Origin of the sequence: Micromonospora sp. WMMB235, assembly GCF_001855515.1 — a bacterium.
GTDB classification, from domain to species: Bacteria; Actinomycetota; Actinomycetes; order Mycobacteriales; family Micromonosporaceae; genus Micromonospora; species Micromonospora aurantiaca.
Map to the genome: position 1 here is coordinate 4,782,970 of NZ_MDRX01000001.1, position 26,197 is coordinate 4,809,166.

Annotated in this window: 24 protein-coding genes; 16 read left to right on the plus strand and 8 right to left on the minus strand. The window is 73.1% G+C overall.

Going from position 1 to position 26,197, the window contains the following annotated elements:
• Window positions 1–7: 7 nt before the first annotated feature.
• Window positions 8–1,177 (minus strand): NADH-quinone oxidoreductase subunit D, encoded by a 1,170-nt coding sequence (locus BFV98_RS21030; protein ID WP_013288963.1) that lies wholly within the window; start codon window positions 1,175–1,177, stop codon window positions 8–10.
• Entirely contained in the window at window positions 1,174–2,244 is a 1,071-nt protein-coding gene (locus BFV98_RS21035; RefSeq protein WP_049794896.1) for an SAM-dependent methyltransferase, read from the minus strand. Before BFV98_RS21035 ends, BFV98_RS21030 begins: the two co-directional genes overlap by 4 nt.
• Window positions 2,245–2,437: 193 nt before the next feature.
• Between BFV98_RS21035 and BFV98_RS21040 the strand changes: the two genes are divergently transcribed.
• The 7 genes from BFV98_RS21040 (at window position 2,438) to BFV98_RS21070 (ending at window position 9,149) form a co-directional block, all read left to right on the plus strand.
• A complete protein-coding gene (locus tag BFV98_RS21040; RefSeq protein ID WP_013288961.1) occupies window positions 2,438–3,367 on the plus strand; it encodes a Rossmann-like and DUF2520 domain-containing protein in 930 nt (309 codons plus the stop codon).
• Window positions 3,367–4,209, plus strand: a complete 843-nt coding sequence (gene panC, locus BFV98_RS21045; RefSeq protein WP_013288960.1) for a pantoate--beta-alanine ligase — start codon at window positions 3,367–3,369, stop codon at window positions 4,207–4,209. The genes BFV98_RS21040 and panC overlap by 1 nt, the downstream gene beginning before the upstream one ends.
• Window positions 4,210–4,239: 30 nt before the next feature.
• The gene (gene panD, locus BFV98_RS21050) at window positions 4,240–4,671 is read left to right on the plus strand and encodes an aspartate 1-decarboxylase (RefSeq protein ID WP_013288959.1); all 432 of its coding nucleotides are present in this window, start codon (window positions 4,240–4,242) and stop codon (window positions 4,669–4,671) included.
• Between the two features lie 170 nt (window positions 4,672–4,841).
• Window positions 4,842–5,735 carry a septum formation family protein gene (locus tag BFV98_RS21055; RefSeq protein WP_013288958.1) on the plus strand — a complete coding sequence of 298 codons (894 nt, stop codon included), beginning with the start codon at window positions 4,842–4,844 and terminating at the stop codon, window positions 5,733–5,735.
• Window positions 5,736–5,796: 61 nt separating this feature from the next.
• Complete coding sequence (locus BFV98_RS21060; RefSeq protein WP_013288957.1) at window positions 5,797–7,488, plus strand: L-aspartate oxidase; 1,692 nt, start codon at window positions 5,797–5,799, stop codon at window positions 7,486–7,488.
• Window positions 7,485–8,381, plus strand: a complete 897-nt coding sequence (gene nadC, locus BFV98_RS21065; protein WP_013288956.1) for a carboxylating nicotinate-nucleotide diphosphorylase — start codon at window positions 7,485–7,487, stop codon at window positions 8,379–8,381. Before BFV98_RS21060 ends, nadC begins: the two co-directional genes overlap by 4 nt.
• A gap of 9 nt (window positions 8,382–8,390) precedes the next feature.
• Window positions 8,391–9,149: a type III pantothenate kinase gene (locus BFV98_RS21070; protein ID WP_013288955.1), complete on the plus strand. Its 759-nt coding sequence runs from the start codon at window positions 8,391–8,393 to the stop codon at window positions 9,147–9,149.
• A gap of 52 nt (window positions 9,150–9,201) precedes the next feature.
• Here BFV98_RS21070 and BFV98_RS21075 read toward each other — a convergent pair whose 3' ends face one another.
• Window positions 9,202–9,948, minus strand: a complete 747-nt coding sequence (locus BFV98_RS21075) for a class I SAM-dependent methyltransferase (protein ID WP_013288954.1) — start codon at window positions 9,946–9,948, stop codon at window positions 9,202–9,204.
• 93 nt (window positions 9,949–10,041) lie between these two features.
• Between BFV98_RS21075 and lysS the strand changes: the two genes are divergently transcribed.
• From lysS to BFV98_RS21090, 3 genes are all read left to right on the plus strand, one after another.
• Window positions 10,042–11,550, plus strand: a complete 1,509-nt coding sequence (gene lysS, locus BFV98_RS21080; protein ID WP_071097538.1) for a lysine--tRNA ligase — start codon at window positions 10,042–10,044, stop codon at window positions 11,548–11,550.
• Between the two features lie 120 nt (window positions 11,551–11,670).
• On the plus strand, window positions 11,671–12,021 hold the full coding sequence (locus BFV98_RS21085) for an Lsr2 family protein (RefSeq protein WP_013288952.1): 351 nt from the start codon (window positions 11,671–11,673) through the stop codon (window positions 12,019–12,021).
• 517 nt (window positions 12,022–12,538) lie between these two features.
• Window positions 12,539–15,076, plus strand: a complete 2,538-nt coding sequence (locus BFV98_RS21090) for an ATP-dependent Clp protease ATP-binding subunit (protein ID WP_013288951.1) — start codon at window positions 12,539–12,541, stop codon at window positions 15,074–15,076.
• Window positions 15,077–15,408: 332 nt separating this feature from the next.
• Here BFV98_RS21090 and BFV98_RS21095 read toward each other — a convergent pair whose 3' ends face one another.
• Complete coding sequence (locus tag BFV98_RS21095; protein ID WP_071098956.1) at window positions 15,409–16,308, minus strand: A/G-specific adenine glycosylase; 900 nt, start codon at window positions 16,306–16,308, stop codon at window positions 15,409–15,411.
• Window positions 16,309–16,404: 96 nt separating this feature from the next.
• Here BFV98_RS21095 and BFV98_RS21100 point away from each other — a divergent pair, with 96 nt between their 5' ends.
• From BFV98_RS21100 to BFV98_RS21110, 3 genes are all read left to right on the plus strand, one after another.
• Window positions 16,405–16,917, plus strand: coding sequence for a glycine cleavage system protein R (locus BFV98_RS21100; protein WP_013288949.1), 513 nt, complete (start codon window positions 16,405–16,407; stop codon window positions 16,915–16,917).
• Window positions 16,914–17,477 (plus strand): peptide deformylase, encoded by a 564-nt coding sequence (locus BFV98_RS21105; RefSeq protein WP_071097540.1) that lies wholly within the window; start codon window positions 16,914–16,916, stop codon window positions 17,475–17,477. The genes BFV98_RS21100 and BFV98_RS21105 overlap by 4 nt, the downstream gene beginning before the upstream one ends.
• A 105-nt stretch (window positions 17,478–17,582) precedes the next feature.
• Complete coding sequence (locus tag BFV98_RS21110) at window positions 17,583–18,353, plus strand: hypothetical protein (protein ID WP_013475019.1); 771 nt, start codon at window positions 17,583–17,585, stop codon at window positions 18,351–18,353.
• Window positions 18,354–18,361: 8 nt separating this feature from the next.
• On the opposite strand, the gene disA is transcribed toward BFV98_RS21110, so the two are convergent.
• From disA to BFV98_RS21130, 4 genes are all read right to left on the minus strand, one after another.
• On the minus strand, window positions 18,362–19,552 hold the full coding sequence (disA, locus tag BFV98_RS21115; protein WP_013288946.1) for a DNA integrity scanning diadenylate cyclase DisA: 1,191 nt from the start codon (window positions 19,550–19,552) through the stop codon (window positions 18,362–18,364).
• Window positions 19,553–19,681: 129 nt separating this feature from the next.
• Complete coding sequence (gene radA, locus BFV98_RS21120) at window positions 19,682–21,130, minus strand: DNA repair protein RadA (RefSeq protein ID WP_041799371.1); 1,449 nt, start codon at window positions 21,128–21,130, stop codon at window positions 19,682–19,684.
• Window positions 21,131–21,234: 104 nt separating this feature from the next.
• A complete protein-coding gene (locus tag BFV98_RS21125) occupies window positions 21,235–21,984 on the minus strand; it encodes a hypothetical protein (protein ID WP_013288944.1) in 750 nt (249 codons plus the stop codon).
• Window positions 21,985–22,125: 141 nt separating this feature from the next.
• Window positions 22,126–22,956, minus strand: coding sequence for a UbiA family prenyltransferase (locus BFV98_RS21130; RefSeq protein ID WP_013288943.1), 831 nt, complete (start codon window positions 22,954–22,956; stop codon window positions 22,126–22,128).
• Window positions 22,957–23,001: 45 nt separating this feature from the next.
• Here BFV98_RS21130 and BFV98_RS21135 point away from each other — a divergent pair, with 45 nt between their 5' ends.
• The 3 genes from BFV98_RS21135 (at window position 23,002) to BFV98_RS21145 (ending at window position 26,187) form a co-directional block, all read left to right on the plus strand.
• Entirely contained in the window at window positions 23,002–23,760 is a 759-nt protein-coding gene (locus BFV98_RS21135; RefSeq protein WP_013288942.1) for a methyltransferase domain-containing protein, read from the plus strand.
• Between the two features lie 41 nt (window positions 23,761–23,801).
• Complete coding sequence (locus BFV98_RS21140) at window positions 23,802–24,968, plus strand: acyl-CoA dehydrogenase family protein (RefSeq protein ID WP_071097541.1); 1,167 nt, start codon at window positions 23,802–23,804, stop codon at window positions 24,966–24,968.
• Window positions 24,969–25,125: 157 nt separating this feature from the next.
• Window positions 25,126–26,187, plus strand: coding sequence for a type III polyketide synthase (locus BFV98_RS21145; RefSeq protein ID WP_013288940.1), 1,062 nt, complete (start codon window positions 25,126–25,128; stop codon window positions 26,185–26,187).
• Window positions 26,188–26,197 lie beyond the last annotated feature (10 nt).

The window sequence follows — 26,197 nt, forward strand, 5'->3', positions numbered from 1 at the left end:
CCGCCGGCTACTTGTCGATGTCGCCCACCACGAAGAACATCGAGCCGAGGATGGCGATCAGGTCCGGCACCAGGCAGCCGGGCAGCAGCGACGACAGCGCCTGCACGTTCGCGTACGAGGCGGTGCGCAGCTTCATCCGCCACGGCGTCTTCTCGCCCCGGGACACCAGGTAGTAGCCGTTGATGCCGAGCGGGTTCTCCGTCCAGGCGTACGTGTGCCCCTCGGGCGCCTTCAGCACCTTCGGCAGGCGGGTGTTCACCGGCCCGCTGATCCGGTCCACCCGGTCCAGGCACTGCTCGGCGAGGTCGAGCGAGACGTACACCTGGTCGAGCAGCACCTCGAAGCGGGCGTGACAGTCACCGGCGGTCTTCGTCACCACGGGCACGTCGAGCTGGTCGTAGGCCAGGTACGGCTCGTCGCGGCGCAGGTCGAGGTCGAGGCCGGAGGCGCGGGCGACCGGCCCGGACGCGCCGAACGCGGCGGCGTCGGCGGCGGAGAGCACACCGACGCCGACGGTACGGGCCAGGAAGATCTCGTTGCGCCGGATCAGGTTGTCCAGGTCGGGCATCCGGCGGCGTACCTCGGCGATGGCGGCGCGGGCGCGCCCGGTCCAGCCGGACGGCACCTCCTCCTTCAGGCCGCCGACCCGGTTGAACATGTAGTGGATCCGGCCGCCGGAGACCTCCTCCATCACGGCCTGGATGGTCTCCCGTTCCCGGAACGCGTAGAACATCGGCGTGATCGCGCCGATCTCCAGCGGGTACGAGCCGAGGAACATCAGGTGGTTGAGCACCCGGTTCAGCTCGGCCAGCGCCATCCGCAGCCAGGTGGCGCGTTCCGGCACCTCCATGCCCATCAGTCGCTCGACGGCGAGCACCACGCCCAGCTCGTTGGAGAACGCCGACAGCCAGTCGTGCCGGTTCGCCAGCACGATGATCTGCCGGTAGTCGCGTACCTCGAAGAGCTTCTCCGCCCCCCGGTGCATGTAGCCGACGATCGGCTCGGCGGCGACCACCCGCTCCCCGTCGAGCACCAGCTTCAGCCGCAGCACGCCGTGCGTCGAGGGGTGTTGCGGCCCGATGTTGAGCACCATGTCGGTGCCGAGCTGCTCACCGCCGGCGCCGGTGCCGACTGTCAGCTCGCGGAGGTCGGCGGCGTCCGTGGTCATGCCCGTCATCGTGCCACGACCGCGTCGAGCGCGACGCCGACCGGCTGCCGCAGCCACAGGTGCCCGCCGAGCCCGGCCGGGTCGGTCAGTTCGGCCGCCGCCGACGCGGCGGCCAGCGCCCGCAGGTAGCCGGCCGGGTCGCGACCGGCCAGGCTCAGTGGTGGTCGCCCGCCGTCGGCCCCGAGCGCCCGCAGCGCCTCCCGCTGAGAGACCATGGAGTACGCGCACCGCGCGACCCGCTCACCGGCGGAGGCGACCGAGTCCATGGCGACGTGCGCCGTCACGTCGCACGACCCGTCCGGAACCGGTGGCACCTGCCGCCCGCCCCGATACCCGGTGAGCGTCCCGTCGGCAGGACGCGAGTCCCGCAGATGCCCGTAGTCCACGGCGAGCGCCAGCCCCCGCGCCACCTTCCCCACAGCCTCAGCCCAGGCCAGATCCCGCGACCACCCGATCTCCCCCCTCCAACCGCCCCCGCCCTCGCCCTCACCCGCCCCGTTGATCAAGGAGTTTGTGTCCTGATCCGGGCCCTCCGAGGCCACAAACTCCTTGATCACCGGGGCGTTGGGCGGGGCGGCCGAGGGCCACCAGTGGGTGAGCCAGGTGGTGTCGGTGGGGGACGGGGGCGGGCCGATCGTCTCCTCGCCGGTTTTCGGGTTCACCAGGAGGAGGCGCCAGCCCTCGGGGGTGTGGACTGCCACGTCCACTGGGACGTTGTCCAGCCATTCCGTCGCCAGGAGCAGGCCGGTGATGTCGTCGGGTATGTCGGAGCGCCAGTCGATCTGCGAGGGCAGGTCCGGCGGGCGGGTGGCTCGTTCCACGGCTACCGGGTGGAGCCGGGCGGCCAGCTCGGGTGCGGCCTGCGCCAGCAGCTCCCGGAGCAGTTCGCCCCGGCCCGCGCCCACGTCCACCACGTCCAGCCGGGCCGGGTGCCCCAGCGCCGCGTCCACCGTCTCGAGCTGCCGCAGCAGGCACGCGGTGAAGACGGGCGAGGCGTGCACGCTCGTGCGGAAGTGCGCGGCGGGCCCGGCACCGGAGACGAAGAAGCCGTCCGGTCCGTACAGCGCCCGCTCCATCGCGTCGCGCCAGCGCAGCGGGGAGGTCACCGGGCCGACCCTACGGGACGTACCCGAACGGGCGGTTTGCCCGCCACCGCAGCAGCGGCTTCCGGCGGTCGGTGAAGGTTTTCACACCTTCTTGTTTCGGGTCTGTCACCCGGGCGCATACTTGCCATCGACCGGTACCCCCTTCGAGGACTGGATCGCTGCCATGAGCGCACCGCTGCGCCCCCGGGCCACCGCTGCCCCGCTCGTCTTCCCGCGTACCCTCGCCGTCGGCGTCCTCGGCGCCGGCCGGGTCGGCGCCGTGCTGGGCGCGGCCCTCGCCGCAGCCGGTCACCGGGTGGTCGCCGCATCCGGCGCCTCGGGCGCGACGAAGGCCCGGCTGGCGCTGCTGCTGCCGCAGACCCCGCACGGTTCCGCGTCCGCCGTGGCGCGTGCTGCCGCCGACCTGCTGATCGTCGCGGTCCCGGACGACGCGCTGGCGGGCGTGGTAGCGGACCTGGCCGCGAGCGGCGCGCTGCGCCCCGGCCAGGTGGTGGCGCACACGTCCGGCGCGCACGGGCTCGCCGCGCTGGCCCCGGCCGTCGAGGCGGGCGCCCGGCCGCTCGCGCTGCACCCGGCGATGACCTTCACCGGTACGCCGGACGACCTGTCCCGCCTGCCCGGCATCTCCTACGGGGTGACCGCCCCGGCCGAGCTGCGCCCGTTCGCGGCCCGGCTGGTGGCCGACCTGGGCGGCGTACCGGAGTGGGTCGGTGAGAACGACCGGCCGCTCTACCACGCGGCGCTCGCGCACGGCGCGAACCACCTGGTGACGCTCGTCAACGAGGCCGCCGACCGGCTGCGCGACGCCGGGGTGGAGCGGCCGGAGAAGGTGCTCGCCCCGCTGCTGCGGGCCGCCCTGGAGAACGCGCTGCGGCTGGGCGACGACGCGCTCACCGGCCCGGTGTCGCGCGGCGACGCGGGCACCGTACGCCGGCATCTGGACCGGCTGGCGCGGACCGCGCCGGAATCCGTACCCGCGTATCTGGCGTTGGCACGACGGACGGCGGACCGTGCCGTCGCGGTCGGCCGCCTTCGCCCGGCGGACGCGGCCGCGCTGCGCAACGTGCTCGACGGAATCGAGGTGGCGGCCTGATGGCCGAGGTGCTGCACACGCGCAAGGAACTGGCGGCGGCCCGCGAGGCGATGGCCGGCCCGGTCGGCGTGGTGATGACCATGGGCGCGCTGCACGCCGGGCACGAGGCGCTGCTGCGGGCCGCCCGCGAGCGCGCCGGCCACGTCATCGTCACGATCTTCGTGAACCCGCTGCAGTTCGGCCCGAACGAGGACTTCGACCGCTACCCGCGCACGCTCGACACCGACCTGGAGATCTGCCGCCGGGCCGGGGTGGATGTGGTGTTCGCGCCCTCGGTGACCGAGATGTACCCGGAGGGCCGCCCGACGGTGCGGCTCGACCCGGGTCCGCTCGGCGAGGACCTGGAGGGCCTCAGCCGTCCCGGCTTCTTCCACGGCGTGCTCACCGTGGTGATGAAGCTGCTCCAGCTCACCCGCCCCGACCTGGCGTTCTTCGGCGAGAAGGACTACCAGCAGCTCACCCTGGTCCGCCGGATGGTCCGCGACCTCGACGTGCCGGCCGAGATCGTCGGCGTGCCGACCGTACGGGAACCGGACGGGCTGGCCATGTCCAGCCGCAACCGGTACCTGTCGGCGCCCGAGCGGGAGACCGCGCTGAGCCTGTCCGCCGCGTTGCGGGCCGGCGCGACGGCGGCCGAGCGGGGTGAGGACGCGGGCGCGGTGCTGGCCGCCGCGCACCGGGCCTTCGACGCGCCGGACGCGCGCCTGGACTACCTGGTGCTCACCGACACCGAGCTGGAACCCGGCCCGGTCGCCGGCCCGGCCCGGCTGCTGATCGCGGCCTGGGTCGGCGCCACCCGCCTGATCGACAACACGGCGATCCACCTCGCGCCGCGTCCCTGAACCCCACCACGAATGCGGAAAGGCACCCCGATGCTGCGGACCATGCTCAAGTCGAAGATCCATCGGGCCACCGTGACCCAGGCCGACCTGCACTACGTCGGCTCGGTGACTGTGGACGAGGACCTGCTCGACGCGGCGGACCTGATCCCCGGCGAGCAGGTCGCGATCGTGGACATCACCAACGGCGCCCGGCTGGAGACGTACGTGATCCCGGGGCAGCGGGGCAGCGGCGTGATCGGCATCAACGGCGCCGCCGCGCACCTGGTGCACCCCGGTGACCTGGTCATCCTGATCTCGTACGGGCAGATGGACGACGCCGAGGCCCGCGCGTACCGCCCCCGGGTGGTTCACGTCGACGCCGACAACAAGGTCGTCGACCTCTCGGCGGACCCGGCGACCGCGGCCCCCGGCACCGCAGGCGCCCCCGTCCCCAACCCCCTCGCCGCCGCGTCTCGCCGTTGATCTTGCAGTTGCGGCCCCCTCGTCGCCCCTTTTGTCAGGTTTGCGAGGGCGGCTAGTGCAAGATCGACGGGGCGGACGGGCGGGAAACGCGGTCTGTCACCGGAAGGTCATTTTCGGCTACCCTGGGCGGACCGTCGGGGATCGACGGTCGTCGGCTTGGGGAGGCCGCGATGCGCCGTGCGATGAGCTTCCTGGTCGCCGCGATGGTCGCGAGCGCCGCCCTGACCGGCTGCGCCGGCGCCGGCGGGATGGACGGCGACCTCACCGACGACTGGGCCGCGATGGCCGCACCCGGGCCGTTCACCCCGGCGGCCGGGGTCTGCCAGGTCGCCGACTTCACAGCGAGCGTCGGCCTGGCCGCGTACGCGCCGGTCGGCTGCGAGCTGCCGCACCGGGTGGAGACGGTGCACGTCGGGGCGTTCACCACCGACCGGCCCACCCCGCCGCCGCTCGCCTCGCCCGAGCTGCGTACCGCGTTCGCCGACTGCGACAAGCGGGCCGCCGGGTACGTGGGTGACGACTGGCGCGCCGGGCGGCTCCGGCTGGCAGTGGCGGTGCCGACGGGCACCGGCTGGACGGCGGGCTCCCGCTGGTACCGGTGCGACCTGACCGAGCTGACCACCGTCGAGGCGGCGGCCACCGTGGTCACCCGGACGGGCAGCCTGCGCGACGCGCTCAAGACGCCCTCCCCGCTGCGGCTGGGCTGCCAGCGCTCGGTGCGGGACACGAACCGCGTGGAGCGGCTCAACCCGGTCGACTGTGCTGCCGCGCACGACGCCGAGTTCGTCGGCGTGTGGGCCGCGCCGGACCGCCCGTATCCGAAGAAGCCGGAGGACTGGGTGCCGCTCTACGACGGCTGCTTCGGCGTGATCGCCCGGTACGCCGGGGTGCCGGCCGACGGGCTCCTGCGCTACCGCAGCGACGTGGTGGTCCGTCCGCCCGCTGCCGGTCGCTGGGCGGTCGGCGACCGGGGCGTCCGCTGCTACCTGTGGCTCAGCGACCGTACGGTCACCACCTCGCTCAAGGGTGCCGGACCGGCCGGCCTCCCGCGCCGGACGAGGTAGCGGACCGCACTCGTCACGCCCCCCGCGCCCGAGCCGAGTTCGCTTCGGGTTGACTGTGCTCATGGACCTACCGACCGTCGACCTGCCGGCGCTGCCCCGGCTGCTCGCCGCGCCCGCCCCCGGCTGGGTGGAGACGACAGACGTGATCGTGGTCGGCTCCGGCGTGGCCGGGTTGACCGCCGCGCTGCACCTGCGCGAGGCCGGCCTGCACGTCACGGTGGTCACCAAGGTCGACATGGACGAGGGCTCGACCCGCTGGGCGCAGGGCGGGATCGCCGCCGTGCTGGACCCGGCGGACACGCCGGACGCGCACGCGTACGACACGGAGGTCGCCGGCGTCGGCCTCTGCGACCCGGCGGCGGTCCGCGCACTGGTGGCCGAGGGGCCGACCCGGCTGCGTGAGCTGATGCGGATCGGGGCGGAGTTCGACCGCAACCCGGACGGCTCGCTGATGCTGACCCGGGAGGGCGGCCACCGGGCCGACCGGATCGTGCACGCGGGCGGCGACGCCACCGGTGCGGAGGTGCAGCGGGCGCTGCACGACGCGGTCCGCCGCGATCCGTGGATCCGGCTGGTCGAGCACGCGCTGGTGCTGGACCTGCTGCGCGCTCCCGGCGACGGGCCGGACGGGCTCGGCCCGGCCTGCGGGATCACGCTGCACGTGCTCGGCGAGGGCAGCGAGGACGGCGTCGGCGCGATCCTCGGCCGCGCGGTGGTGCTGGCCACCGGCGGGATGGGGCAGATCTTTGCCGCCACCACGAACCCGGCGGTCTCCACCGGCGACGGGGTGGCGCTGGCGTTGCGCGCGGGCGCCGCAGTCACCGACGTGGAGTTCGTGCAGTTCCACCCGACCGCGCTCATCGTGCCGGCCGGCGGGCCGGGCGCGGGGCTGGCCCAGCAGCCGCTGGTCTCCGAGGCGCTGCGCGGCGAGGGCGCCCACCTGGTCGACGGCGACGGCAAGCGGTTCATGGTCGGTCAGCACGAACTGGCCGAGCTGGCGCCCCGGGACGTGGTCGCCAAGGGCATCCACCGGGTGCTGCTCGCGTCCGGCGCGGACCACGTCTTCCTGGACGCCCGGCACCTGGGCGGCGACTTCCTCGCCCGGCGGTTCCCCACCATCGTGGCGTCCTGCCTGGCCATCGGCGTGGACCCGGCGACCGACCTGATCCCGGTTGCGCCGGCCGCGCACTACGCCTCCGGCGGCGTCCGGACCGACCTGCGGGGGCGCACCTCCATCCCCGGCCTGTACGCGTGCGGCGAGGTCGCCTGCACCGGCGTGCACGGCGCCAACCGGCTCGCCAGCAACTCGCTGCTGGAGGGGCTGGTCTTCTCCCGCCGGATCGCCGAGGACATCGCCGCCGGGCTGCCCGAGCAGGCCCGCCCGGCGGAGACCGGCGCCTGGGTGGGCGGTCCGGGCGCGCTGGTGCCAGCTACGGGCACGGCGGAGCTGCAACGGGCGATGACGCGGGGCGCGGGAGTGCTCCGGTCGGCGCAGACGCTGGAGGCCACCGCCGCCACGCTCACCGGGCTGGGCGCGGGCCGGGGCGTGCCGCGTACCGCCGACTGGGAGGCGACGAACCTGCTGACTGTGGCGTCGACGCTGGTCGCCGCCGCGTACGCGCGCCAGGAGACGCGGGGCTGCCACTGGCGGGAGGACTTCCCGACGGCCGACGAGCGGTGGCTGGGCCACCTGGTGGCCGAGGTGGGTACGGACGGCCGGGTGGCCGAGCGCTGGGAGGAGAACCAGTCATGAGGGAGTCGACGGAGCGGGCGCTGCGGGACGGCGGCCTGGACCCGGAGCGGGTCCGGCACGTCATCGTCGACACGCTGCACGAGGATCTGGGGCCCGACTTCCTCGACGTGACGAGCGTGGCCACCATCCCTGACGACCAGCACGACACGGCCGATCTGGTGGCGCGCGCCGACGGCGTGGTGGCCGGGCTGCCCGTCGCCGCCGCCGTGTTCGAGCTGGTCGGCGAGGTGACCGGCGCGGGGCGTACGGTCGAGGTCTCGCTCGTGGCTCACGACGGGCAGCGGGTGGCGCGCGGCGACGTGCTGGCCACCGTGACCGGGCCGACCCGGCTTCTGCTGACCGCCGAGCGGACGGCGCTGAACCTGCTGTCCCGCATGTCCGGGGTGGCGACGCACACCCGGGCCTGGGCCGACGCGCTGGCCGGCACGAAGGCGATGGTGCTGGACACCCGCAAGACCACGCCGGGCCTGCGGGCACTGGAGAAGTACGCGGTCCGGGCCGGTGGCGGCACCAACAAGCGGATGGGCCTGTACGACGTCGCCATGATCAAGGACAACCACAAGGTCGCGGCGGGCGGGATCGCTGCCGCGTTCCGCCGGGTCCGGGAGGCGTTCCCCGACGTCGCGGTGCAGGTGGAGGTGGACACGCCGGCCGAGGCGGTGGAGGCGGTCGAGGCGGGGGCGCGGTTCCTGCTGCTGGACAACATGACCCCGGCGCAGCTGCGCGAGGTGGTGGCGTCGGTGGGCGACCGGGCGGAGCTGGAGGCCACCGGAGGGCTGACGCTGCCGATGGCCGCCGAGTACGGCGCGACGGGCGTCGACTTCCTCTCGGTCGGCGCGCTCACCCACTCGTCGCCGATCCTGGACATCGCCCTCGACCTGCGTGACGTCTAGGCTGCCGCTGTGCTGCTCTGCATCGACATCGGAAACACGAACACCGTGCTGGCGACCTTCGACGGCGACAAGCTGGTGCATTCGTGGCGGATCAAGACCGACGCCCGTTCCACAGCGGACGAGCTGGGTCTGATGTTCCGCGGACTGCTCGCCGGGGACGCCGTGGAGATCACCGGCGTGGCCGCCTGCTCGACCGTGCCGGCCGCGCTGCGCTCGCTGCGCACCATGCTCGACAGGTACTACGCCGACCTGCCCAGCGTGATCGTCGAGCCGGGTGTCCGGACGGGCGTGCAGCTCGCCATCGACAACCCGAAGGAGGTGGGCGCGGACCGGGTGGTGAACACGCTGGCCGCGTACACGCTCTACGGCGGGCCGTCGATCGTCGTCGACTTCGGCACCACCACCAACTTCGACCTGGTCAGCAGCCGTGGGGAGTTCCTCGGCGGGGCGTTCGCGCCCGGCATCGAGATCTCCTTCGACGCGCTGGCCGCCCGCGCGGCCCAGCTGCGCAAGGTGGAGGCGACCCGCCCGCGCTCGGTGATCGGCAAGAACACCGTCGAGTGCCTCCAGGCCGGGCTCTACTTCGGCTTCGCCGGCCAGGTGGACCGGATCGTCGAGCGGATGTCCGAGGAACTGGGCGGCGTGAAGGCGGTCATCGCCACCGGCGGCCTGGCCTCGCTGGTGCTCGGCGAGTGCCACACCATCACCCACCACGAGCCGATGATCACGCTGATCGGCCTGCGGATGGTCTACGACCGCAACGTCTGAGGTGCAAGGAAGGGCCCCCTGTTAACGCCTCCGGTAGAGGAGGGGCCCCTTCTTAACGCCGGCGTGCCCGGAGCACCATCGTGCGGTACGGCAGCTCCACGGCGTCCCGGCCGGCCAGGTCGGGGTGGCCGGCGAACAGCTCCGCCAGCTCCGCGTCGACCCGCCGCCGCTCGTCCGTGTCGGCGGTCAGCCAGAACGAGCGGGTGTGCAGCATGCCCACCACCTCGTCCGGCGTGAGCGTGGTGGCGTGCGGGAACTCGCCCACCTCGACAGCGGTGAAGGCGGCGCCGAAGTCCGCGTACCGCTGGGTCACGTCGCCCGCGTTGTCGCCGAGGTGGGCGATCCGGGTCAGCTCCGCCACCCAGCCGACCCGCTCGTCCCGGATGTTCCAGACCGGCGCGAACGTGCCGCCCGGGCGCAGCACGCGGGCCACCTCGGCGTGCGCCCGCTCCCTGTCGAACCAGTGGTAGGCCTGCCCGGCCAGCACCGCGTCCGCCGACCCGTCCGGCAGCGGCACCGCCTCGGCGCTGCCGGCCAGCGCCGTCGCACCCGGCGTCGCGGCGGCCAGTTGCGCCCGCATCCCCGGATCCGGTTCCACGGGTACGACGTGCGCCACCGGCCCGGTCAGCGCCAGCAGTCCCCGGGTGAGGATGCCGGTGCCGGCGCCGAGGTCCACGACCTGCGCGTCGAGCAGTCCGTCCAGCGCCCAGCGCAGCGCCGCCTCCGGATAACGGGGACGGAAACGGTCGTACTCGGCCGCGGCCGCACCGAACGAGAGCGCCGCAGTGGGGTCGGTCATGGCGGGCAGGTTATCCCGTAACGGCCGCCACGGCGCTTGAGTACGCTCATGTGCTGACCCCGCCGATGTCCCCAAGGCCTGAGGAAGCGTGCCGTGACCGAGCAGAACGCCCTGCCAACAGACCCCGCCGACGACCTTCCCGAGCAGATGAAGGTCCGCCGGGAGAAGCGGGACCGGATGCTCGCCGAGGGCGTCGAGCCGTACCCGGTGGGTTTCCCGCGGACCACCACGCTCGCGCAGCTGCGGGAGCGCTACGGCGACCTGCCCACCGACACCGCCACCGGCGACCGGGTCTCGGTCACCGGCCGGGTGATCTTCATTCGCAACACCGGCAAGCTCTGCTTCGCGACGCTGCGGGACGGTGACGGCACCGAGGTCCAGGCGATGCTCTCGCTGGACCGGGTCGGCGCCGAGCGGCTGGGGGACTGGAAGCGTCTGGTCGACCTCGGCGACCACGTGGGCGTGACCGGCGAGGTGATCACCAGCCGGCGCGGCGAGCTGTCCGTTCTCGCCGAGGAGTGGGCGGTGACCGCCAAGGCGCTGCGCCCGCTGCCGGTGGCGCACAAGCCGCTCAGCGAGGAGTCCCGGGTCCGCCAGCGCTACGTGGACCTGGTGGTCCGCCCGCAGGCCCGGCAGATGGTCCGCACCCGGGCCACCGCCGTCCGCAGTCTGCGCGACACCCTGCACGGGCAGGACTTCATCGAGGTCGAGACGCCGATGCTGCAACTGCTGCACGGCGGCGCGGCGGCCCGCCCATTCGTGACCCACAGCAATGCGCTCGACACGGATCTGTATCTGCGAATCGCGCCGGAACTGTTTCTCAAGCGTGCGGTGGTCGGTGGCGTGGACCGCGTCTTCGAGATCAACCGCAACTTCCGTAATGAGGGCATCGACTCTTCGCACTCGCCCGAGTTCGCGATGCTGGAGGCGTACCAGGCGTACGGCGACTACCACACGATGGCCGAGCTGACCCGAAATCTCGTACAGCAGGCCGCAGTGGCGGTCGCCGGCTCGACGGTGGTGACGCACGCCGACGGGCGTGAGTTCGATCTGGGCGGCGAGTGGCGGTCGGTGTCGCTGTTCGGTGTTCTTTCCGAAGCGCTCGGTGAGCAGGTCACCGTCCGCACCGAAAGGGCACGCCTGGTCGAGTACGCGGACAAGGTCGGTCTCTCCGTCGACCCGAAGTGGGGACCGGGCAAGCTGGCCGAGGAGTTGTTCGAGGAACTGGTCGTGCCGTCCCTTCGGGCGCCGACGTTCGTCATGGACTACCCGGAGGAGACCAGCCCGTTGACCCGGGCCCACCGCAGCGAGCCGGGCCTGGCCGAGAAGTGGGACCTCTACGTGCTCGGATTCGAGCTGGGCACCGCGTACTCGGAGCTGGTCGACCCGGTCGTGCAGCGGGAACGGCTGGTGGCCCAGGCGCAGCTCGCGGCGCGCGGCGACGACGAGGCGATGCGACTGGACGAGGACTTTCTCCGGGCCATGGAGTACGGAATGCCGCCGTCCGGCGGCATGGGAATGGGAATCGACCGGCTGCTGATGGCACTGACGGGGCTCGGAATTCGGGAAACGATCCTGTTCCCGTTGGTCCGGCCCGAGTAGGTGCTCCCCGCAAGCCTTCTCCGGCTCGTTACCCCGTCCTATTGACGGAGCAAGCGCCGGACGGGTTATTGTGCTCGGTGTATTGCAGGAGTACAACCCTGCTCGAAAGGAATGTGGGACGTGGCCAAGCAGATCATTCACAAGCTGGTCGATGACCTGGACGGCGGGGACGCTGACGAGACCGTCAAGTTCGCGCTCGACGGCGTGCAGTACGAGATCGACCTCTCCGCTTCCAACGCCGGGAAATTGCGCGACGTATTCGCGCCGTACATCGCGAACGGAACGAAGGTCGGTCGCGGGGGTGTGGTCGTCGGTGGCCGGGCCGCTCGGGGCCGGGGCGGCGCGACCGCCGACCGCGAGCAGAACCGGGCCATCCGCGAGTGGGCCAAGAAGGCCGGCAAGGACATCTCCGACCGGGGGCGGATCCCGCAGGAGATCGTGGACGAGTACCACGCGAAGGCGGGGCACTGACCCCACCCTCGTCACGGGCGACGCGACGCCGGACCGGAGTGCCACTCCGGGCCGGCGTCGCCGTTTCCGTACCGGGGTCACGGTTGCGCCCAGCCGTCCCGTTCCCGTCGCCCCTGTGCCGGATGTCCGGTCCGGCCCACCGTGCCGCCCTCGCTCGCGGCGGACGGGAAGAAACCCCCGCCGGGGATGGTTGTCCACAGGCGGTGGAGACTTCATCCACAGGCTGTGGACGACCCGGCGGACGCATCGGTTGCCGCCTCCGGTTCACTCGGCCGGCCGTTCGGGTGCCGGTCGAATTTCGCTCTGCGCGTACAGGCAGGGGCCCCGGAACACCTCCTGAGCGTGGACGGTTGTCAGAAACGACGTCGGAACGGGCATTCGCGGGGGCACACGACCTCAGCGAAGACGGTCCGCGGCGATAGAGTAAGGAGGCACGGACGCCCGTCCCGGACGTCCGCGCACCGGCCCCGCCGAGATCTGACCATCAAGGCGCACGGCACGTGAGGAGCACGAGGGCATGTTCGAGCGGTTCACCGACCGAGCGCGACGGGTTGTCGTCCTGGCCCAAGAAGAGGCCCGGATGCTCAACCACAACTACATCGGTACGGAACACATCCTGCTGGGCCTGATCCACGAGGGTGAGGGTGTCGCGGCCAAGGCCCTGGAGAGCCTCGGCATCTCCCTGGAGGGCGTGCGCCAGCAGGTCGAGGAGATCATCGGCCAGGGCCAGCAGGCGCCGAGCGGGCACATCCCGTTCACGCCGCGGGCCAAGAAGGTGCTGGAGCTGTCGCTGCGCGAGGCGCTGCAGCTCGGCCACAACTACATCGGCACCGAGCACATCCTGCTCGGCCTGATCCGCGAGGGCGAGGGCGTCGCCGCCCAGGTCCTGGTGAAGCTGGGCGCCGACCTGAACCGGGTGCGCCAGCAGGTCATCCAGCTGCTCTCCGGCTACCAGGGCAAGGAGCCGGCCGCTGCCGGTGCCGCCCCGGGTGAGGCCGCGCCGTCGACCAGCCTCGTGCTGGACCAGTTCGGCCGCAACCTGACCCAGGCCGCCCGCGAGGGCAAGCTCGACCCGGTCATCGGGCGCGAGAAGGAGATCGAGCGGGTCATGCAGGTGCTGTCCCGCCGCACCAAGAACAACCCGGTGCTGATCGGTGAGCCCGGCGTCGGCAAGACCGCCGTGGTGGAGGGCCTGTCCCAGAAGATCATCAAGGGCGAGGTGCCCGAGACGCTGAAGGACAAGCAGCTCTACACCCTCGACCTCGGTGCCCTGGTCGCCGGTTCCCGCTACCGCGGTGACTTCGAGGAGCGCCTGAAGAAGGTGCTCAAGGAGATCCGTACGCGCGGCGACATCATCCTGTTCATCGACGAGATCCACACCCTCGTCGGTGCGGGCGCGGCCGAGGGCGCGATCGACGCCGCCAGCATCCTCAAGCCGATGCTGGCCCGTGGTGAGCTGCAGACCATCGGCGCCACCACGCTCGACGAGTACCGCAAGCACCTGGAGAAGGACGCTGCTCTGGAGCGTCGTTTCCAGCCGATCCAGGTGGGTGAGCCGTCGCTGGCCCACACCATCGAGATCCTCAAGGGCCTGCGGGACCGCTACGAGGCGCACCACCGCGTCTCCATCACCGACGCCGCGCTGGTCGCCGCCGCCACGCTCGCCGACCGGTACATCTCCGACCGGTTCCTGCCGGACAAGGCGATCGACCTGATCGACGAGGCGGGCGCGCGGATGCGCATCCGCCGGATGACCGCGCCGCCGGACCTGCGCGACTTCGACGAGCGCATCGCCCAGGTGCGCCGCGACAAGGAGTCCGCGATCGACGCGCAGGACTTCGAGCGGGCCGCCCAGCTGCGCGACACCGAGAAGCAGCTGCTGGGGCAGAAGGCTCAGCGGGAGAAGGAGTGGAAGGCCGGTGACCTGGACGTCGTCAGCGAGGTCGACGACGAGCAGATCGCCGAGGTGCTCGGCAACTGGACCGGCATCCCGGTCTACAAACTGACCGAGGAGGAGACCTCGCGCCTGCTGCGCATGGAGGACGAGCTGCACAAGCGCGTCATCGGCCAGGAGGACGCGGTCAAGGCCGTCTCGAAGGCGATCCGGCGTACCCGCGCCGGCCTGAAGGACCCGAAGCGCCCCTCCGGCTCGTTCATCTTCGCCGGCCCGTCCGGTGTCGGTAAGACCGAGCTGTCCAAGGCGCTGGCCGAGTTCCTGTTCGGCAGCGAGGACGCCCTCATCCAGCTGGACATGTCGGAGTTCCACGACCGGTACACGGTGTCCCGGCTCGTCGGTGCCCCTCCCGGCTACGTCGGCTACGACGAGGGTGGGCAGCTGACCGAGAAGGTGCGTCGCCGGCCGTTCTCGGTGGTCCTCTTCGACGAGATCGAGAAGGCCCACCCGGACGTGTTCAACACGCTCCTCCAGATCCTGGAGGACGGGCGCCTCACCGACGGCCAGGGCCGGATCGTGGACTTCAAGAACACGGTCATCATCCTGACCACCAACCTCGGTACGCGTGACGTCGCCAAGGCGGTCTCGCTGGGCTTCCAGGCCTCCGAGGACTCCGAGTCGAACTACGACCGGATGAAGCAGAAGGTCAACGACGAGCTCAAGCAGCACTTCCGGCCCGAGTTCCTGAACCGGATCGACGACACCATCGTCTTCCACCAGCTGCGTCAGCTGGAGATCCTGTCGATCGTCGACATCATGATCGCCCGGATCGAGACCCAGCTGCGGAACAAGGACATGGGTCTGGAGCTGACCGACAACGCGAAGAAGTACCTCGCGAAGAAGGGCTTCGACCCGGTGCTGGGTGCGCGGCCGCTGCGCCGCACGATCCAGCGCGACATCGAGGACAACCTGTCCGAGCGGATCCTCTTCAACGAGCTGACCCCGGGTCAGATCGTGGTCGTGGACTGCGAGGGCGACCCGGAGGACATCGACAAGTCCAAGCTCGTCTTCCGGGGCGCGGACCGGCCGGACGCCGTGCCGGACGCGGTCCCGGCGGACCTCGGCGGCACCGCCGCCACCGGCGCTGACGACGCCGCATAAGTCCGCACAGTTCGAGGGCGACGGCCCCGGTAGGCGAAAGCCACCGGGGCCGTCGCCTTTCCGATGCCCACCCACCGCTCCCCAGGGTGCCGGCCGCCCGGCCTTGGCGCCGCCGCCCGCCCGCCCCAGCCCTGCCCGCCCCAGCCCTGCCCGCCCCAGCCCTGCCCGCCCCAGCCCTGCCCGCCCCAGCCCTGCCCGCCTTTGCCCTGGTCGATCATGAAGTTGACCGCACTTGGTGCCCTATTTGTCGCCGCTAACTTCATGATCAACGGGGCGAGCCGAGGGCGGGGCGGGGGGCGAGCCGAGGGCGGGCGGGGGTGGGGCGGGGGCGGTCAGGGGAGGGGGACGGCGGGGCCGTCTCCGGCCAGGCGGAACGACTCCTGGCCCACCGGTTCCACCAGGCCGTCGGTGACCAGGCCGGCCAGCGCTCGCGCCCGCTGGACGTCGTCGTGCCAGACCTGGTCCAGCCGCTGGTGCGGCACCGGGCCGGTGGACTCCCGCAGCACCGCGAGCAGCAGTCCGCGTACCTGCCGGTCGGTGCCGGCGTAACGCTGCGGCCGGCGGGTCGGTCCCGTGGGGGCGGCCTGTCCAGAAGCCCGCCAGGCACAGCTCGACTCGACCGGGCAGATCGCGCAGCGCGGCGCGCGGGCGGTGCAGACGACAGCGCCTAGTTCCATGAAGGCGGCGCTGGCCAGCGCGGCGTCAGCCGGCTCGATCGGCAGCAGTTCCTCGGTGGCGACCAGGTCGGCCGGGCGGGTGGTGGGGCCGGCGTCGGGTTCTCCGGCGATCGCCCGGCACACCACGCGCCGGACGTTCGTGTCCACCACCGGGTGCCGCTGCCCGTACGCGAACGCGGCGACCGCGCGGGCCGTGTACGTGCCGACACCGGGTAGCGCCAGCAGTTGATCGAGCCGGTCGGGCACCACGCCGCCGTGGCGCTCCACGATCGCCGCCGCGCACTCGCGCAGGCGAACCGCCCGGCGGGGGTAGCCGAGCCGTCCCCACATCCGGATCGCCTCGGCCGGGGTGTCCTCGGCGAGCGCGCGCGGCTCGGGCCAGCGGGCCAGCCACGCCTCCCAGGCCGGTACCACCCGGACCACGGGGGTCTGCTGGAGCATGACCTCGCTGACCAGGATCGCCCAGGCGCCGATGCCGGGCTTGCGCCAGGGCAGGTCGCGGGCGTTGCGCTCGTACCACCGGCTGACCTGGGTGGCGAATGTGGGATCGGACATCGCGTCGCCGATCATGTCACGGCTGTCTTTCCCGCAGGTTGGGCGGGCCGGGTGGCCGGGCGCGATCGATCATGGGCGACGGGGCAGAATGTCCGAATGAACGAGCTCGCGATCACCGTCATCGGCCGGGACCGGCCGGGCATCGTGGCCGACGTCGCGGAGGTCCTCGCCCGGCTCGGCGCGAACCTCACCGACTCGACGATGACCCGGCTGCGTGGACACTTCGCGATGACGCTGATCTGCGTGGGCCCGGCCGCCGCCGACGTCGAGGCCGCGCTGGCCCCGCTCGCCGCCGACGGGCACCTGCTGGCGACCGTACGCGCGGTCACGCCCGACGGCGGCAGCGAGCCCACCGGGGAGCCGTACGTGCTCGCGGTGCACGGCGCCGACCGGATGGGCATCGTCGCGGCGATGACCCGGGTGCTCACCGACGCGGGCGGGAACGTGACCGACCTGAGCACCCGGCTCACCGGTTCGCTCTACGTGGTGGTGGCCGAGGTCGAGTTGCCGCCCGGCGTGTCGGACGAGGTGGCCGGCCGGCTCACCCGGGTCGCCGCGGAGCTGGGCGTGGGGGTCAGCCTCCGCCCGGCGGACACGGATCTGCTGTGACCGGGCCGGAGTACGCGGGCCTGGGCGGCTGGACCCCGGAGAAGCTCGGCATCCCCGGCGCGGTACGGGCGGTGGTCACCGCGCCGGAGCCGGTGCTGAGCCAACCGGGCCCGGAGGTCGACCCGACGTCTGCCGAGGTGGTGCGCCTCGCCGCCGACCTGGTGGCCACGATGCGCGTCTCGCCCGGTTGCGTGGGACTGGCGGCGCCGCAGGTCGGGGTGAGCGCGCAGGTGTTCGCGGTGGACGTGACGGGGCATCCGAAGGCGGTCACCGTGCACGGCACGTTCGTGCTCTGTAACGCGCGCGTGGTGGAGGCGTCCCGGTGGAAGGCCGGGCGGGAGGGCTGCATGTCGGTGCCGGACCTGACCGGCGACGTGAAGCGGGCCAGCCGCCTGGTCGTCGAGGGTGCGCTTCCCGGCAGCGGCGAGCCGGTCCGCCTGGTGACGGACGGCTTCGAGGCGCGGGCGCTCCAGCACGAGATCGACCACTGCGCGGGGCTGCTCTTCCTCGACCGGGTGGCCGGCGCGCACGCGATCTACCAGCGCAAGGTCTACCTCTGACGGTGGCGGTAGGAATCCAGTGTGGACGCTCGTGGGCGTACGGCGGCGGGTTCCCGGCGCGTCGGACCGGCGAGCCGTGCGCCGCGCGGCTACGGTAGGCGCATCATGCGTCTGACGGTCGGCCCCCTGCCCCCTGCCGTGTACTGGCGGCGTCGTGCCGTCGTGCTCGGAGCGGGGCTGCTCTTCCTGATTGTCCTGCTGTATTCCTGCACCGGTACGGATCGCAACACCGGCGCGCCGGGCACCGACCCGTCCCCGACCGGTTCCGCCGGGGCTCAGCCCGACCCGTCCGGCTCGGTGCTGACTCCGCAGTCGGGCAGCCCGTCGCCGGCACCGGGCGACACCGGGGGCGGCGGCGCGAACAACGGCGGCGGGAACACAGGCGGCGAGAACACCGGCGGCGGGAACGACGGCGGGGGCGCGAACAACGGGGGCGGCACCGGCAACGGTGGCGCGACCGGTCAGCCGGTCTCCGACGACGGCACCTGCACCGACTCCGAGCTGCTGGTGACGCCGGTGGCGGTGCCGCCGACCGCCCAGCGGGGCACTGTGGTCACGCTGCGCCTGAAGGTCAAGAACGTGTCGAACCGTACGTGCAGCCGCGACGTCGGCGCCGACCTCCAGGAGCTGTACGTCAAGTCGGGCGCGGAGAAGATCTGGTCGTCGGACACCTGCGGCACCGGCAAGGGCTCGGACGTCCAGTCGTTCACGCCGAACTTCGAGCGCTCCTACGAGCTGGGCTGGAACGGCCGGCTGGACAACAGGTGCGCGAGCGGGCTGGCCGGCGGCGACTTCGCCGCGATCGGCGCGTACCAGGTGTTCGCCCGCGTCGGCACCAAGATTAGCGAGCCGGTGAAGTTGACCATCACCGGCTGAGCCGTCGGTCAGACGTACCGTTCGAGGATGCTGGCCTCGGCGAGCCGGGACAGGCCCTCGCGGACGCCACGGGCACGGGCGTCGCCCACGCCCTCGACCGCCTGGAGGTCTTCCACAGTCGCGCCGAGCAGCCGCTGGAGGCTGCCGAAGTGCACCACCAGCCGGTCGACGACGGCGACCGGCAGCCGGGGCACCTTGGCCAGCAGGCGGAACCCGCGCGGGCTGACCGCCGCGTCGAGCGCGTCCGAGGCGGACGGGTAGCCGATCGCCTTCGCCACCGCCACGAGGTCGATGAGCTCGGTGGCGCTGAGCAGGTCGAGCTCCACGAGCGCCTCGTCGAGCGTGCGGGACTTGCGGCCGGTCGGCAGGTAGTCGCGGATGACCAGAGTGCGGTCGGCGTCCACGCCGGCCATCAGCTCGTCGAGCTGAAGGGCCAGCAGGCGGCCGTCGGTGCCCAGCTCCACCACGTAGCCGGCGATCTCGTCGGCGATCCGCCGGACCATCTCCAGCCGCTGCACCACCGCCACCGCGTCGCGGACGGTGACCAGATCCTCGATCTCCAGCGCGGAGAGCGTGCCGGAGACCTCGTCCAGCCGCAGCTTGTAGCGCTCCAGCGTGGCGAGCGCCTGGTTGGCGCGGGACAGGATGGCCGCCGAGTCGTCGAGCACGTGCCGCTGACCGTTGACGTAGAGGCTGATGATCCGCATCGACTGGCTGACCGAGATGACCGGGTAGCCGGTCTGCCGGGCCACCCGCTCGGCGGTGCGGTGCCGGGTGCCGGACTCCTCGGTGGGGATGGACGGGTCCGGCATCAGGTGCGCGCCGGCCTGCACGATCCGGGTGCCGTCGCTGGACAGCACCACCGCGCCGTCCATCTTGCACAGCTCACGGACCCGGGTGGCGGAGAACTCCACGTCCATCGGGAAGCCGCCGGTGCAGATCTGCTCGACCACCTTGTCGTAGCCGAGCACGATCAGCGCGCCGGTGCGGCCGCGCAGGATCCGCTCCAGGCCGTCCCGCAGGGCGGTGCCGGGAGCCATCAGGGCGAGGTTGGCGCGCAGCGGATCGGCGCCGGCCCCGCCGCCGACGCTTCCGTTGACGCTCACGCTGATGGCACGAGCGGGGTTGCCGCTCACGGCGCCGGTACGGGCGTGCGGCGTCGCCGTTGCGGGCTTGGTGGCATCGCGGTCGATCGGCACGGGCACAGTCTACGGACTGCCATGCGGTGGGTGCTCTCGTGGTTACTGTGATGTGTCACGATGCCCGGCTCGGACGGGTCGGCGCGGCCTGCGTGGCCTGCCCGGAAACGCCCGGCGGATGCCACCGTGTCACTCCGCCGACGCGCGGGCGGCCGCCTGGAGTGCGGCACGCACGTCAGTGACCTCGATCACGCGCATGTTCTCCGGCCCGGCGCCGCTGCTCTCCGGCCCGCACCCGGGCGGCACGAGAGCCAGCCGGAAGCCGAGCCGGGCGGCCTCGGCCAGCCGCCGGGGCACCGCGCCGACGCGACGGACCTCGCCGGTGAGACCCACCTCGCCGATGGCCACCAGATGCGGGTTGAGCGCCAGGTTGAGCCCGCCGGAGGCGACAGCGAGCGCCACCGCCAGGTCGGCCGCCGGCTCCACCACCCGGATGCCGCCGACGGTGGCGGCGAAGACCTCCCGGTCGTGCAGCGTGAGCCGCTCGGTGCGGCGCTGGAGCACCGCGAGGACCATCGCCAGCCGGGCGCTGTCCAGGCCGGAGACGGTACGCCGCGGCGAGCCGGCCACGGTGGCCCCGATCAGCGCCTGCACCTCGGTCACCAACGCCCGGCGCCCCTCCATCGCCACCGTCACGCAGGTGCCCGGCACCGGTTCGGAGTAGCGAGTCAGGAACAGGCCGGACGGGTCGGCCAGGCTGCTGATGCCGCCCTCGTGCATCTCGAAGCAGCCCACCTCGTCGGCCGCGCCGAAGCGGTTCTTCACGCCGCGCACCATGCGCAGCGAGGAGTGCTTGTCGCCCTCGAAGTGCAGCACCACGTCGACCAGGTGCTCCAGCACGCGAGGACCGGCCACCTGGCCGTCCTTGGTGACGTGCCCGACCAGCACGGTGGCGATGCCGCGCTCCTTGGCCACCGCGACCAGGGTGGCGGTGACCGCGCGGACCTGGGTGACGCCGCCCGGCACGCCCTCGGTGCCGGTGGTCGAGATGGTCTGCACCGAGTCGAGCACCAGCAGCCCCGGCTTGACCGCGTCGAGGTGGCCGAGCACCGCCGACAGGTCGCTCTCGGCGGCCAGATAGAGCTGGTCGTGCAGGGTGCCCATCCGCTCGGCGCGCAGCCGCACCTGGCTGACCGACTCCTCGCCGCTGACCACCAGCGACGGGCTGCCGGCGCCGGCCGCCCACTGCTGGGCCACGTCGAGCAGCAGCGTCGACTTGCCCACCCCGGGCTCACCGGCGAGCAGCACCACAGCGCCGGGGACCAGGCCGCCGCCGAGCACCCGGTCGAGCTCGCTCACACCGGTGGGACGGGCCCGGGCGGGCGCGGCGCTGATCGTGGCGATCGGCCGGGCCGGTTCGGCAGGCATCCGCGAGCTGACCACTCGGCCGGAGACGATCGGGCCGGTGACCGTGCACTCGACCACCGAACCCCACTCGCCGCACTCGGGGCACCGGCCCACCCACTTCGGGGGCTGGTGGCCGCAGGCGTCGCACTCGTAGGCCGGGCGGGGTTCGCGGGTGGCGGCGCGACCGCGGCCGGCGCCGGCACGGGAGGGGGTCGATCGGGGCGTGGTCACCACCGGACGCTAACCGGCCCGTACGACGAAAGCCCACCCGAAACGGCGACACCGCCGGCGTGGCGCTGGCCACGGCGGCGGTGCCGACGGAAGGAGGGGAGAGGTCAGTGGCCGCCCTCGGCGCCGCCGTCCTCACCGGCGTGCTCACGCGGGTTCACGATCTTCGACGGCGTGGCCTCCGGGGTCAGCGGGATGCCGATCGGCGCCGGGGTCTTGACGACCTTGCCGTCGCCGAAGTCGAAGGTCAGGTTGACCTGCTGGCCGACGAGCAGCTTCTCGTTCAGGCCGACGAGCTGGAGGAACCGCGGGTTGCCGGCGTTGAGCTGGGCGTAGCTGAGGGCCGGGATCTCGATCCGGGCCGGCTGACCGGCGGGCGCGGACTCGCTCTCGCTCGGCGACGGGCTGGCCGACGGCGACCCGGTCACCTCCAGCGACTGGCTCGGCGACGCGCTCGGGTCGCTCGCGGTCGGCGAGGTGGTGACCGGCTCGGTGGGCGAACCGGTCGGGGTGGCCGCGCCGCTCTCACCCGCGCCGGAGCCGGTGAGCACGATCTCCCGCGCGCTGTCGGTGGTGACCGTCACTGTCACCGGCTTCTCGCTGTCGTTGTAGATCACCACGTTGACCGGCGCGTTCGACCCGGCCTCGTAGCCCTTCGGGCCCGGGAACTGCACGTAGAGCCCGCGCACCTTGAAGAGGTTGTCGGACGTCTGGACGTTGACGCCCTGTACCGACGGGATCTTGTTGGCGGTCTCGGAAATCTGCCCGGCGCCGCACCCGGACAGCAGCAGGCTCGCCGCCGCCGTGCCGGCCAGCAGCAGGGCCGGCCCCCGGGAACCCCTGATCGAGCGCGTCACGTCGGTCCTCCTCGTCACGATCCCCGCCCGGTCGACCACCGGGCACGGGGTGGCCATACCCGCGCAGACCGCGCTCCAGGGTAGTTGGAGCTGATCGAGGCCCGCACGCGGACCCGGCAATGCCACCTCGGAGTGGACTCCTCAGACCACCCGGCCGCTCGTCACCAGCAGCACCACATCGATGAGCGCCACCACCAGCACCGCCCGGAAGGCGGTCGCCGAGCGTCCGGCTGTCGCGCGTCCCGCGTACCAGCCGACCGCCGGCACGGCGACGGCGGCGGCGACCGCCGACAGGCCGGTCCACGACGGCGGCCCGGGCGGGCCGAGGACCAGCGCGACGGTGGCCGCGAGCAGCAGCCCGGCGGCGGCCAGCCGGCTGCCCACCGGCCCGAGCCGGTGCGGCAGGCCGCGCACCCCGGTCCGGGCGTCGTCGGCCAGGTCCGGCAGCACGTTCGCGAAGTGCGCGCCGGCGCCGAGCAGCGCGGCGGCGGCCACCAGCCAGGCCGGGGGCACCGGCGAGCCGGGCAGCGCCAGCACCACGAACGCGGGCAGCGCGCCGAACGAGACCGCGTAGGGCAGCACCGACACCGGCGTCGACTTCAGCGGCCGGTTGTAGAGCAGCGCGGAGACGAGGCCCAGCGTGGCGCAGGCCGCCGCGGCCGGGCCGCCGGCCAGCGCGAGCACCGGCACGGCGACGGCGGCCACCGCCGTGGCCCGGGCCAGCGTCGGACGGGCGACCTCGCCGGTGGTCACCGGTTTGTCGGTACGCCCCACAGCGGCGTCCCGCTCGGCGTCGATCAGGTCGTTGCTCCACCCGACCGCGAGCTGGCTGGCCAGCACCGTCAGCGCCACGAGCACGACACCCGCCGCCGAGTGCCCGACACCGGCGGCGAGCAGCGCGGCGACCACCGTGACCGCCGCCGCGGGCTCCGGATGGCTCGCCCTGACCAGCCCTAACACCCGTGTCGACATAAGGGAAGTCTGGTCGTTACCGGGCAGTCGTGCCACGCTCGACGCATGCCCGACGCGTCGCCGGTGTCCACTCCGTACCGGGTGCTGCCGCCGAACGACCCCCGGCAGTACGACGACCTGGCCGGCGAGTGGTGGCGGCCGGACGGCGCGTTCGCGATGCTGCACTGGCTGGCCCGGGCCCGGGCGGCGCTGGTACCAGCGGCGTCCACCCCGGACGACCTGCTCGTCGACCTGGGCTGTGGCGCCGGGCTGCTGGCGCCGCACCTGGCCGGCAAGGGTTACCGCCACGTCGGGGTCGACCTGACCCGCTCCGCGCTCGACCAGGCCGCCGCGCACGGCGTGACGGTGGTCCAGGCCGACGCGACGGCGGTGCCGCTGGCCGACGGCTGCGCGGCGGTGGTCTCCGCCGGTGAGCTGCTGGAGCACGTACCGGACTGGCGGCGGGCGGTCGCCGAGGCGTGCCGGCTGCTGCGCCCGGGCGGCCTGCTGGTGCTGGACACGCTCAACGACACGCTGCCGGCCCGGCTGATCGCTGTGGAGCTGGGCGAACGGCTGCCCACAGTGCCGCGCGGCATCCACGACCCGCGGTTGTTCGTCGACGCCCGCGCGCTGGTCGCCGAGTGTGCCCGGCACGGCGTGTCGTTGACGGTGCGCGGGGTCCGGCCGGAGCTGGGCGGCACGCTGGCCTGGCTGCTGCGCCGCATGCGCGGCGGCGCCGTCCGTCCGGGCAGGACCGAACCGCGCATCGTGCCGACCCGGTCGACGGCGGTGCTGTACCAGGGCTGGGGGCGCCGGGGCGGGTAGCCGGGGCCGCCCGGGGTAAAGGACGCCGAGAAGGGGGCGACATGACTGTGCACGCGCTGGAGGCGGCCCGCCGGTTGGCGCCGCGACTGGCCGCCCGCGCGGCCGAGCACGACCGCGACGGCTCGTTCCCCGTGGACGACTTCGCGGACCTGCGGGCAGCAGGGCTGTTCGGCTTGATGGTGCCCCCCGAGCTGGGCGGCACGGGCGCGAGCTTCGCCGAGTACGCCGCTGTCGCCACCGAACTGGCCCGGGGCAACGGCGCGACCGCGCTGGTGTTCAACATGCACGCCTCGGTCACCGGGGCGCTCGGCGCGGTCACCGAGGAACTGGCCGAGGCGCTCGGCGTACCGGACGAGGCGCTGGCGGCGCGGGACCGGCTGCTGCGCGCGGCGGCCGACGGCGCCTGGTACGCGGTCGCGATGAGCGAACGCGGCGCCGGCGCCCGGTTGTCCCAGCTCAGCACCGTCTACGAGCCGGTCGACGGCGGCTGGCACATCAAGGGCAGCAAGACGTTCTGCTCCGGCGCCGGCCACCCGGACGGCTACCTGGTGGCCGCCCGCAGCGCCGCCGACCAGTCCGTGGTGTCGCAGTTCCTGGTCCCGGCTGGGGACGGGATCACCGTCGAGCCCACCTGGGACTCGCTCGGCATGCGGGCCACCTCCTCGCACGACGTGCACCTGGACGTGACGGTCCCGGCCGACCGGCTGCTCGGCGGCGTCGAAGGGCTGGCCCTGGTCGTCGCCCAGCTCATGCCGCACTGGCTGGTGGCGAGCTACGCGGCGGTCTACGTCGGCGTGGCCCGGGCCGCCATCGACGCCGCGGCCGAGCACCTCAACGCCCGCAACCTCGCCGGGCTGCCCGCGGTGCGGGCCCGCCTGGGCCGGGCCGACGCGGCCACCGCCGCCGCCGAACTGGTGGTCGCCGAGGCGGCCCGCCGGGTCGACGAGGCACCCGGCGACGCCGAGACGAACCGCTGGGTGTGGCGGGCCAAGCTGCTCGCCGGCACCACAGCCGCCGAGGTGGCGGCCTCCATGCTGGAGGCGGCCGGTACGTCGGCGACCCGCCGCGGGCATCCGCTGGAGCGGCTCTACCGGGACGCCCGCTGCGGCTCGCTGCATCCGGCCACGTCCGACGTGTGCGCCGACTGGCTCGGCATCGCCGCACTGGGCGGCGACCCGGACCGGGACAGCGCGCTCCCTCGTTGGTGAGCGCGAGGAGTGAGCCGGTTTTGCGAGCCCCGCAGTCGCGAACGAAAAGCGGCACGGTGAGCGCGAGGAGTGAGCCGGTTCTGCGAGCCCCGCAGTCGCGAACGAGAAGCGGCACGGTGACCAGGAGTCGGTGCGAGAGGTGAGGGAGGGCTCAGGGGTGGGGGACGTGGGCATACCGGTGATCGCGGGTCTGGGTACGGCACAACCGCCGGCTGCGATGCAGGACGAACTGTGGACGGGCTTCTTCGCGAAGCACTTCCAGGGGAACACCCGGGCGCTGGCCGAGCGGATCTTCGCGAACTCGGGCGTGACCCGGCGGCAGGCGGCGGTCAACCCGCTGCTGGAGGACGTCTCGGAGTGGCCGACCGAGCGCCGGATGCGCCGCTACCAGGTCGAGGCGCTGCCGCTGGGCAAGGAGGCGGTCAGCCGGGCTCTCACCGCCGCCGGCCTGGACGCCTCCGACATCGGGCTGTTCATCGTCTGCTCGTGCACCGGGTACGCCACCCCGGGGCTGGACATCCTGCTCGCCCGGGATCTGGGGATGTCGCCGAGCACCCAGCGCATGTTCGTCGGGCACATGGGCTGTTACGCGGCCCTGCCCGGGCTGGGCGCGGCGAGCGACTTCGTCACCGCCCGCGGGCGACCGGCGCTGCTGCTCTGCGCGGAGCTGACCAGCCTGCACATCCAGCCGCCTGGTGCCCGGGTGGACACCCAGCAGATCGTCTCCCACGCGCTGTTCTCGGACGCCGCGGTCGCCGCCGTGGTCGTCCCCGGCGGCCGGGGGTACGCGCTGCGCGAGGTCACCTCGGTCACCGACACCTCCACCGCCGACCACATGACCTGGGACGTCACCGACACCGGTTTCCGGATGGGGCTGTCGCCGAAGGTGCCGCAGGTCCTGTCCCGGCACGTGCGGACGCTGATCGACGAGCTGCTGGCGCGGCACGGGTGCGAGCGCTCCGACGTGGACGGCTGGGCGGTGCATCCGGGCGGTCCGCGGATCCTCAACGTGGTGGAGCGTGAGCTGGCCCTGCCGCCGGACGGCCTCGCCGCCTCCCGGGGGACGCTCGCCGAGCACGGCAACTGCTCGTCCCCGACCGTGCTGCTGATTCTGGACCGGCTGTGGCGTACGGAGCCGTCGCCGCCGCGCTGGGTGGTGATGCTCGCGTTCGGACCGGGCCTGACGCTCTACGCGGTGCTGCTGGAACGGGTGGGCTGACGGCTCGCCC

Coding starts and splice junctions, on each gene's coding strand:
- BFV98_RS21030 (WP_013288963.1), bottom strand. CDS start 1,177: ATGACGGGCATGACCACGGACGCCGCCGACCTCCGCGAGCTGACAGTC.
- BFV98_RS21035 (WP_049794896.1), bottom strand. CDS start 2,244: ATGGAGCGGGCGCTGTACGGACCGGACGGCTTCTTCGTCTCCGGTGCC.
- BFV98_RS21040 (WP_013288961.1), top strand. CDS start 2,438: ATGAGCGCACCGCTGCGCCCCCGGGCCACCGCTGCCCCGCTCGTCTTC.
- panC (WP_013288960.1), top strand. CDS start 3,367: ATGGCCGAGGTGCTGCACACGCGCAAGGAACTGGCGGCGGCCCGCGAG.
- panD (WP_013288959.1), top strand. CDS start 4,240: ATGCTGCGGACCATGCTCAAGTCGAAGATCCATCGGGCCACCGTGACC.
- BFV98_RS21055 (WP_013288958.1), top strand. CDS start 4,842: ATGCGCCGTGCGATGAGCTTCCTGGTCGCCGCGATGGTCGCGAGCGCC.
- BFV98_RS21060 (WP_013288957.1), top strand. CDS start 5,797: ATGGACCTACCGACCGTCGACCTGCCGGCGCTGCCCCGGCTGCTCGCC.
- nadC (WP_013288956.1), top strand. CDS start 7,485: ATGAGGGAGTCGACGGAGCGGGCGCTGCGGGACGGCGGCCTGGACCCG.
- BFV98_RS21075 (WP_013288954.1), bottom strand. CDS start 9,948: ATGACCGACCCCACTGCGGCGCTCTCGTTCGGTGCGGCCGCGGCCGAG.
- BFV98_RS21090 (WP_013288951.1), top strand. CDS start 12,539: ATGTTCGAGCGGTTCACCGACCGAGCGCGACGGGTTGTCGTCCTGGCC.
- BFV98_RS21095 (WP_071098956.1), bottom strand. CDS start 16,308: ATGTCCGATCCCACATTCGCCACCCAGGTCAGCCGGTGGTACGAGCGC.
- BFV98_RS21100 (WP_013288949.1), top strand. CDS start 16,405: ATGAACGAGCTCGCGATCACCGTCATCGGCCGGGACCGGCCGGGCATC.
- BFV98_RS21110 (WP_013475019.1), top strand. CDS start 17,583: ATGCGTCTGACGGTCGGCCCCCTGCCCCCTGCCGTGTACTGGCGGCGT.
- BFV98_RS21130 (WP_013288943.1), bottom strand. CDS start 22,956: ATGTCGACACGGGTGTTAGGGCTGGTCAGGGCGAGCCATCCGGAGCCC.
- BFV98_RS21135 (WP_013288942.1), top strand. CDS start 23,002: ATGCCCGACGCGTCGCCGGTGTCCACTCCGTACCGGGTGCTGCCGCCG.
- BFV98_RS21140 (WP_071097541.1), top strand. CDS start 23,802: ATGACTGTGCACGCGCTGGAGGCGGCCCGCCGGTTGGCGCCGCGACTG.